Below are 8,439 nucleotides of genomic sequence, written 5' to 3' on the forward strand. Positions count from 1 at the left end.
GCGGCAGCTTCTCTGCCAGAAGCTCCAGCTTGGGGAACAGCGCATCGCGATGCGCGGCAGGCAACGCCCAGAACACCAGCAGCGGGAAAATCACCCGCTCGATGATGTTGTAAGCGCCGGGGATCAGGTCGGTGTGAAACACGTAGCGCCCCATGACACTGCCGACCGAGATCAGCATCATCAGCGTCAACGCCGTTCCCGCGCCAATGGCGGCAAGGCGGTGTTCAAAAAGACCAAGACTGGATCGGAAGCTCATATCATCCCCTCACATCAAACTCGGCAGCCATGTCACGATGCCGGGGACGAAGATCATCACCAGCCCGCAGATCACCGCGGCAAACAGGGCAAAGGGAAACGCGCTGCGAAACACCGGCCCGACCGACACCTTCTCCGCCGCGGCGGCGGCATAGACGGCCAGCCCGACCGGCGGCGTCAGCAGCCCGACCGAGATCATCAGCATCGCCATGACGCCGAACCACAGCGTGTCGATCTGCGCCGCGTCGATGATCGGCATCAGGATCGGAACCATCAGCACGATGACCGCCGCACTTTCCAGGAACATGCCCGCCACGAAGACCACCAGCAGCAGCAACGCGATCAACACGCTGGGCTGATCCATCAGCGGCTCGGCAATTTCCAGAAGCATCCGGGGCACGCGCGAAAAGGACAGGAACCGGGCGAAGATCTGCGCCCCGATCACCAGCATCATCAGCATGGCGGTGACCTTCACACTCTCCGCCAGGGCCTGCCCGAAATCCTTCACCGTTACACGTCGCATGGCGAACATGCCCACGACCGACAGGAACGCGCCGAGCGCCCCGGCCTCACCCACCGTGTCGACGCCGCCGTAAATAGTGCCAAAGACCATGACCATCAGGAAAACCACGAAACCGACCGCCGTCAGGGTGCGAAGGGTGATCCGGTCATCGGTCGTGTCGCCCGCTGCCTTCGCCCCATCGACCGCGCCCGGCTGAACCTTGGCGAACAGACGCAGGCAAAGCATGTAGACGAGGATACAGACCAGCGCCGGGCCGAGCGCCCCGATGAACATGTGCCCGATGGGAACCAGCGTAAGCGAACCATAGATGATGAACACGATGCTGGGCGGGATGATCGCGGACAGCGACCCCGAAACCGCAGCCAGCGAGATCGAGAATGTCCGGGTATATCCGACCCGCTCCAGCTCCGGCCCGGCCAACGATGACAACGCGGCGGAGGACGCGGACGCGGACCCCGATACCGCCCCCAGCATTCCGCCGGTAATCAGCGTGGCGACCCCCAGCGGATAGCGGCGATACCCCACGAGGCGGTGGCCCACGCGAAACAGGTCCAGAATGACGCCCCCGCGCACCAGCATCTGCGCCATGAGCAGATAGAGCGGGATGATTGACAACGAATAGGTGGACGCCGTGTAGAACACATCCTGACCGACGATGCCCGAAAGGGCCCGGAACCCCTCGGTCCACAGGACGATCCCGACGATCCCGGCACCCAGCAGGCAACTTGCCACCGCCTGCCCAAGGACGAGGAACGACAGGAACCACCCGAGCACGAACCATATGATGACGACGTGTGACATCGACTTCCGCTTACTTGAAATGTGAGAGATCTGGCGGGCACCTATGCGCGCCCGCCGATGGGTCAGCCTCGCTCAATCGCCAAATTCCGGCGCCAAATTCCGGCGCCAAATTCGGTGCCAAACTCAGGCACCGGACTCAGGCGGCTGGCTCAGTCGGCCAGATATTCCGCCACGCCGTCCGGCAGCGCGCCGCCCTCGGCCTGAATCAGCTCGGCATAAAGCTGGGCCGTGGCGCGCGCGGGATGACCCGCCGCCTCGGTCTTCTCGATCCAGTCGACCCAGGTCTGGCGACCCGCATCCGCGATATGATCCTGCATCGCCTGCGACAGATCGTTGATCGAGACAAAGCTGCCGCCGTCATTGGTGGCGGATTCCTCCTGCACCTTGACGCCGTTCTCGTTCCACTTGTTCGCATTGAACAGCGCGATCTCGCGGGCGGTCTGGTCGAACACCTGCTGGTTTTCCTCGCTCATGCGATCCCAGGCCTCGTCGGAAATGGCCAGATAGCTTTCCCAGTGTCCGATCGACAGATCGACGATGGAATGGCGCAGCAATTCCTGGATCGAATAGGACGGCCAGTCGGAAATCGCGATGATGATGCCGTCGATGGTCTTTCGTGACAGGGCCTCATAGGCTTGCGGCCCCGGCAAGGTCACCGGTGTTGCCCCAAGGTTTTCCAACGCAATGGTGTGCAGGGCCGAGCCTGCGCGCAGCGGCGTTCCGGTGAAATCCTCCGGCTCTGCCAGAACCTTGGACGTGGTCGAGATCGAGTAAGGCCCGGTCGCGCCAAGCGCAGGGGTTTCTGGAATTCCTGCGCGACACACCGCATCTCTTCACGATGCTGCATGAGGGCGAATTTCATACCCGCGAGGGGTTTCGCCGTCACGTCGAACTGCAAACCAACAGCTATCTCGGAGCGATGCAGCGTGAAGCGCGGCTGGGTCATTTACGCTTTGAAACCAGGGACCAGCTTCACGTGGTCTGCCGGATGCTCATGTCATCGAGGGACTACATCTCTGCCCATTACTGCATGCGCGACGGCAAGGTCGTGGCACCGCCGCCGCATGTCGTGGACAGCTATATGACCTTCGTGGTCGGGGGGTTGTTCAAGAACGCCGGGAAAATCCGCACGGGTGATCTGCGCTGAAACCCCTTGGGCGTGGGTGTTCTCGCTCACAGACTACGGTTGCCTGTCGAAAACACGACAGGTCTGGCATCATGGTAGAGGGTGTAGAACGCCTCACCCCCCCGGCCCGTACCTGCCGCGATATGCCCGATACGCCTTTCGTCGGACAGCCCGCGCAGGTCCCCGAAGGCATCGGCGAGATCCCTCATCCGCCAGCCGAAATCCGCCAGGTTCAGATCCAGTGAGCGGCGCAGGGATCCCTCTTCCTCCACCAGCAGCAGCTTTATGTCGTGCAACGGTCCGGCAGACATCGCCTGTCGCATCGTCGCGGCGAACATCTCCCTGACCGGCCCCTCCGGGATCACCGTATTCACAAGCGCGAACCGGGCCTCGGCCGGCAATTCGCTCCTGTCGAAATACAGGTTCGTGCGACAATCGGTGCCGCGCCATTTCAGGGCCATGAACCGGACGCCCCCAATCGGGGAGCGTTCAGCGAATTCCAGATAAGCCTTGCATACCGGCTGCTGTCCCGGCTCGAACCCGAAATGCACATCGGTCGCCATGCCCAGATAGGGCACCAGGGCATCGACATCCGTTGCACCCAGCTCGGAACAGATCGTCTGGAAACTGCGCTTCGCTCCCGGCAGCAGCGCCCGGCGCGGCGCGGATACCAGCAATCGGCCGTCACTGACCTGATCGCCTGATATTTTTACCGACCGCTCTATCATGCATGGGCCGTCCAGACGGGCCAGCACGCGCAGGAATCCGGCTTCGTCCATCACTCCAGATCGAGCAGGCAGCGATGGCCCGCCGGCAGCACACCCTCGGGATTCGGCAGTTCCACCCGGACGCCGAACGTGCCGGAGGCCGCGTCGAACACCCGATCGCGTACCGTGACTGTCCCCTGATAGACCCCCCCGATCGGCGGCGCGGGGCGGATGGTGACGTTCTGCCCCTCCGCCACCTCAGCGAACAGTTCGACGGGCAGAAACGCCTCGACATGCAGCGGGTCCAGTTGCACGAGGCTGGTGACATAGCCGTCGGAGGTCAGATATTCGCCGCTGGTCAGGCGCCGCTCGAACACCAGCCCGTCAATGGGCGAGCGGATGATGCGCTGGTCCAGCGCCGCGCGGGCACGATCCAGCTCCCGCGCCGCGACGTCCTGCTCCAGTTCGGCCTGTGCGACAAGCGATTGCGCGGTGACCAGCTCCGCCTCGACCTCCGCCATGGCGTCCTGCGTGGTGACGCCCCGTTCCATCAATTCGCGGGTCCGCTCATATCGCCCTTGGGTCAACTCCAGCCGGGCGCGTTGCGCGTCGAGCGCGGCGTGCGAACTGGCGCGGGCCTCCAGCAAACCGATGGTCGCGACCTCGAATTCCGACGTCAGCTCCGCAATCACGTCGCCCGCCGCGATTTGCTGCCCGCGCCGCACGTTGACCTGCGCCAGCAACCCGGCGACCGGGCTGCCGACCTGGACCAGCTCCGCCGGGTCCATCACGCAGTCGAAACTCTGCTGTGCCAGGGCGGGGGTGGCGAGGATGGTGAATGTCAAAGCGAGGTATTTCATGCGCCGACCCTACTGCGCCCGTCAGGCCGAACCAAGAGCCTCATTCCAGTTCCCCGGAAACCGCCAGCGTGCGCGACAACTGCCGGTCCTGTTCCAGCAGGTCGCGGCGGGCCTCGGCGTGCAGGGCCTCGACGTTTTTTTGCCGCAGCCGCAGCACCCATCCGGCGGAGGACGCGCCCAGCAGCCGTGACATCACCTGCCCGGCGCGGCGCAGGTTGGCGGCCCCCTTGCCGCGCATCAATTCGTCTTCGAGGCTCAGGAACGCCTCCACCCGGCCCGGTTCGCCCTGCCGGCCGCACCGCCCCTCCAACTGCCTGTCCACACGACGGCTGTCGTGCCGCTCGCTCAGGATCACGGCGAGGCCACCTGCCTCCGGCACACCTGCGCCCAATTTGATGTCGGTGCCGCGCCCGGCCATGTTGGTGGCGACCGTGATGCGGCCCGCCTGCCCCGCCTCTGCGATCACCGCGGCCTCGTCCGCATCCTGCGCGGCTGACAACACCTGATGCGGCAATCCGGCCTCAGCCAAACGGGCGCTGGCCTGCTGCGACGCGGTGACGGAGCGTGTGCCGATCAGCACGGGCATCCCGGCCTCATGAAACTCCCGCGCGCGCGCGGCGATGGCCTGCCATTTGCGACTTTCCGTCGTGAACAGGCGATCCCCGGCGAAGCGTCTGATATCGGGCTTGTTCGTGGGAATCTTCGTCACGGCCAGCCGATAGACGGACCAAAGCTCCCACGCCGCATCGCGGGCCGTGCCGGTCATGCCGCCGACATGGGCATAACGGCGGAACAGGCGCTGATAGGTGATGCGGCTCAGGGTTTCGCGGGCCTTGGTGATCTCCAACCCCTCCTTCAGCTCGACCATCTGGTGCAAGCCATCGGACCAACTGCGATCCGCCATGACGCGGCCGGTATTCTCATCCACGATCTGCACCTTGCCGTCCATCACCAGATAGGCCTCACCCGAGTGATAGATGTGCAGCGCGTTCAGGGCCTGCACCACGGCATGTTCGCGGATCACCGGAATGCCGAAGGCATCCTCGCGCCCCTCCGCGATCTCATCCAGATGGTCCAGACCGGCGGGGCGCATCTCGATCCGGCGCAAACCGCGGGGGATGCGGTAATGCTCCCCCTCGATCAAGTCCGTGGCCACCTGCATCGCCTCACGAAACAGCGCCTCGTCAAAGCCGCCTTCCTCCGTTTCTCCGCCTGAAATGATCAGCGGGGTCCGGGCCTCGTCTATCAGCACGGAATCCGCCTCGTCGATGATCGCGACATGCAGCCCGCGCAGGCGCAACGGCTCGGTTCCGGGGCGCATCAGGCGGTCGATCTTTCGGCGCAGATTGCCGGGGCTGCGGCGCAGCACGGCCCGGTCGCGCAGATAGTCGAAGGCGATCTCCTTGTTGGTGCCATAGACGATATCGCTGCGGTACAACGCCCGGCGCAGGTCGGCGTCCTGCCCCTCCTGCACCACGCCGACGCTCAGCCCGAAAAAGGCGTAGAGCGGCGACATCTCCTCCGCATCGCGGGCGGTCAGATAGTCGTTCACGCTCATCACATGCACGGGGCGACCGGCCAGCGCGGCGGTGGTCACGGCCAGCGTGGCGCACAGCGTCTTGCCCTCACCGGTGCGCATTTCCGCGATCTGGCCGCGCAGCATGGCCCAGGCACCCAGCACCTGAACGTCGTAGTGACGTTTGCCAAGGACACGGTCCGAGGCCTCGCGGATCAGGGCGAAGGCCTCCCCCGTCACGCGCAGAGGCAGGCGGTTCGGCACCTCGCGCAGTTTCAATGCGACGGCACGCCCCGACGCCTGCAATTCACCCTCATCCATCGCGGCGAAGCGGTCCTGATGCCGTCGTACCGCCCGCAGAATGCCCCGCAGGCGCCACGCCCGCAGGCGCGCACCGCGTGCCATGACGCTGGCCTGCACACCGATCAGCCAGCGCTCGACCGGGCCCTCCTGAACATCCGCACGCTCGGGGTAATCCAGCGCGGCGGGCAGGCGCAGCGGCGCATTCATACCGAGAACTGCCGCAGGAACAATTGCCGAACCGCCCGCCACAAGCGCCAGCCATAAGGCTCCGTCCCGTGGTCGAAGCGGACCAGCGCCCGTTCACCGATCCGGTGCACGGGCATGTCCTGGCTGGGCGCGACCTCGAACTGAAACACGGATTGGATGGTGCCCAGTGGGCTGCTCGCCTCGGGGTTCAGGACGAACGCGCCGCCGCCCGCCGTGGACAACCCTCGGGATGGCAATTCCGCCCGGCTTTCAGGCAGTTCCGACAGCAACCGCGCCGGAATGCTCCGCTCCAGATCGCCCTGAAACCGGATGGAGACGGACCGCGTCCGACCGCGCACCAGCTCCGCACTGTCCTGCCCGACGGCCACGCGCAGGCGCAGCGGACGGTCGTCGATCAGATAGCCGATGACGGCACCCTGCTCCAACCGTTGCCCCGGCAGATCCTCGGCCCCCGGCACGACGACCGTTCCCGCGACGGGCGCGCTCATCCGCAGCGCGTCGGAGCGCACCGCCACATCTGCAAGCTGGCTTTCCAGCAGACGCACCTGTTCGCGCATCACCCCCGCCTGCACCCGGTCGAGCACCAGAACCGATTGCAGGCGCAACCGCATCTCGGCCAATCGCGCCTCGGCCAGGGCGCGTGCATTGTCCAGCGCCGGTTCGTCCATCGTGATCAGGTGCCCGCCCGCAGGCACTAGGCCCGAGGGCGCCACATCGCGCACGACGCCAGCGGTCGCGGGCCGCAACAGCGCATCGTTGTCCAGCCAGACGATGCCATGCGCCACCGTGCCATAGGGGGCAGGAACCCAGAACAGCAGCCCCCCGATCAAGCCGAGCGTAACGGCCAGCGTCCCCCACCCCTGCCAGCGCCGCGTGCGCAGATCCGGCGTCGTCGCCAGCCATTTCAGCCCCTTCCACAGCGGCGAGACGAAGGTGTTGTACAGCGCCCACAGCGCCAGGATGATCCCGATAACGAAGAATTTCGACGCGATGAACAGCGCGATCGCGAAGCTGATGAAGATGCGGTAGATGAACGCCGCGATCGCATAGCTCAGCAGCCATTTCGCCTCACCCCGCCCCGTCACCGGGTTCTTGGCGGTGTCGATCCGCAACAGGTGACGCTGCACCAGATACCAGAAATACTTGTTGGATCGCTGCCCCAGCCCCGGAATCTCGATCAGGTCCGAGAACACGAAATAGCCGTCGAAACGCAGCAGCGGATTGCCGTTGAACAGCAGGGTGGACACGCCGCCGATCAGCATGACGTTCCACGCAAAGGCCCGCGCCAACCCCGGCTCCGCGCTCAACCAGAACATCAGGGCCAGACTGGCCAGCGCCAGTTCCACCATGATCCCCGCGCCCCCCACGACCGCCCGCCGCCATTTCGAGGCAAACGCGGCGGAGGCGGAGGCATCGACATAGGGCACCGGCATGAAGACGAGGATCATCACCCCGATCTCATGCACCTCACCCCCCCAGACCTTGGACGCATAGGCGTGCCCCAGTTCGTGCACCGCCTTGACCAGAGGATAGGCCAGCACGATCAGCAGGATGTTGTCCGCCGCCAGCACCCTGTCGCCGATACTACCAGTCAGCGCGCCCCAGTTGAGTATGGCCAGCACCAACCCGGCGGCCACCAGCATCACCCACGCGATGAAGCCCGCCACGGTAAAGAACGGGCGCGCCAGCGGCAGCGTCGCCTGCAAAAAGGCATCGGGATCGAACAGCGGCAAACGCAAGGCCAGCGGATTGCGAATCCTCTGCAACATCGAGGAGCGTTCCTGCTGCGCGTGCCGCCGGCCGATCTCCTCCACGTCCGGGGTCAGATCGCTGGCGATCAGATCCGCGCCGTGCAGCTGGCTGAGCAAGCGGATCGTCTCGCCCTGCGTGGGCGGCTCATCCCCGAAGCGGGCGCAGGCCTGCTCCCAGATCTCCTGCATCCGCCTGCGGCCGTTCATCATCGACAGCATGAAATTGGCGGCAGGCGTCACCCGGTTGTATTTCCCGGTGGTGTGATCCTGAACCACGAACCAGACCTCGCCGCGAAACTGCTGGCGGTGAATGTCCACATGCCCACGCAGCCGCGGTTTCAGCGGGGCGATCCTGTACCAGTCGGCGGAGAGGAAAGATTGCGCCATGGG

Annotated in this window: 7 protein-coding genes and 1 pseudogene; 1 reads left to right on the top strand and 7 read right to left on the bottom strand. The window is 65.2% G+C overall.

Translation table 11 applies throughout. The features are described 5' to 3' along the window. The 3 genes and pseudogenes from H1S03_RS11200 to H1S03_RS11210 all read right to left on the bottom strand — a co-directional run. A pseudogene (locus H1S03_RS11200) lies at positions 1 to 256 on the bottom strand (TRAP transporter small permease subunit); the annotation flags it as partial. A gap of 9 nt (positions 257 to 265) precedes the next feature. Beyond that, positions 266 to 1,579, bottom strand: a complete 1,314-nt coding sequence (locus H1S03_RS11205) for a TRAP transporter large permease (protein WP_185804523.1) — start codon at positions 1,577 to 1,579, stop codon at positions 266 to 268. A gap of 149 nt (positions 1,580 to 1,728) precedes the next feature. Beyond that, a complete protein-coding gene (locus tag H1S03_RS11210; RefSeq protein ID WP_185804524.1) occupies positions 1,729 to 2,403 on the bottom strand; it encodes a type 2 periplasmic-binding domain-containing protein in 675 nt (224 codons plus the stop codon). A gap of 14 nt (positions 2,404 to 2,417) precedes the next feature. Between H1S03_RS11210 and H1S03_RS11215 the strand changes: the two genes are divergently transcribed. Continuing rightward, positions 2,418 to 2,726, top strand: coding sequence for a hypothetical protein (locus tag H1S03_RS11215; RefSeq protein ID WP_185804525.1), 309 nt, complete (start codon positions 2,418 to 2,420; stop codon positions 2,724 to 2,726). Between the two features lie 26 nt (positions 2,727 to 2,752). On the opposite strand, the gene H1S03_RS11220 is transcribed toward H1S03_RS11215, so the two are convergent. The 4 genes from H1S03_RS11220 to H1S03_RS11235 are packed head-to-tail and all read right to left on the bottom strand — an operon-like array spanning position 2,753 to position 8,436. Continuing rightward, positions 2,753 to 3,484, bottom strand: a complete 732-nt coding sequence (locus H1S03_RS11220) for a hypothetical protein (RefSeq protein ID WP_185804526.1) — start codon at positions 3,482 to 3,484, stop codon at positions 2,753 to 2,755. Then, positions 3,484 to 4,272 (bottom strand): efflux RND transporter periplasmic adaptor subunit, encoded by a 789-nt coding sequence (locus tag H1S03_RS11225; RefSeq protein WP_166194573.1) that lies wholly within the window; start codon positions 4,270 to 4,272, stop codon positions 3,484 to 3,486. The genes H1S03_RS11220 and H1S03_RS11225 overlap by 1 nt, the downstream gene beginning before the upstream one ends. A 40-nt stretch (positions 4,273 to 4,312) precedes the next feature. Next, complete coding sequence (locus H1S03_RS11230) at positions 4,313 to 6,298, bottom strand: preprotein translocase subunit SecA (RefSeq protein WP_185804527.1); 1,986 nt, start codon at positions 6,296 to 6,298, stop codon at positions 4,313 to 4,315. Beyond that, on the bottom strand, positions 6,295 to 8,436 hold the full coding sequence (locus tag H1S03_RS11235; RefSeq protein WP_185804528.1) for a PqqD family peptide modification chaperone: 2,142 nt from the start codon (positions 8,434 to 8,436) through the stop codon (positions 6,295 to 6,297). Before H1S03_RS11235 ends, H1S03_RS11230 begins: the two co-directional genes overlap by 4 nt. Positions 8,437 to 8,439 lie beyond the last annotated feature (3 nt).

Origin of the sequence: Pontivivens nitratireducens (assembly GCF_014235845.1) — a bacterium.
In the GTDB taxonomy this organism is placed as follows: domain Bacteria; phylum Pseudomonadota; class Alphaproteobacteria; order Rhodobacterales; family Rhodobacteraceae; genus Pontivivens; species Pontivivens nitratireducens.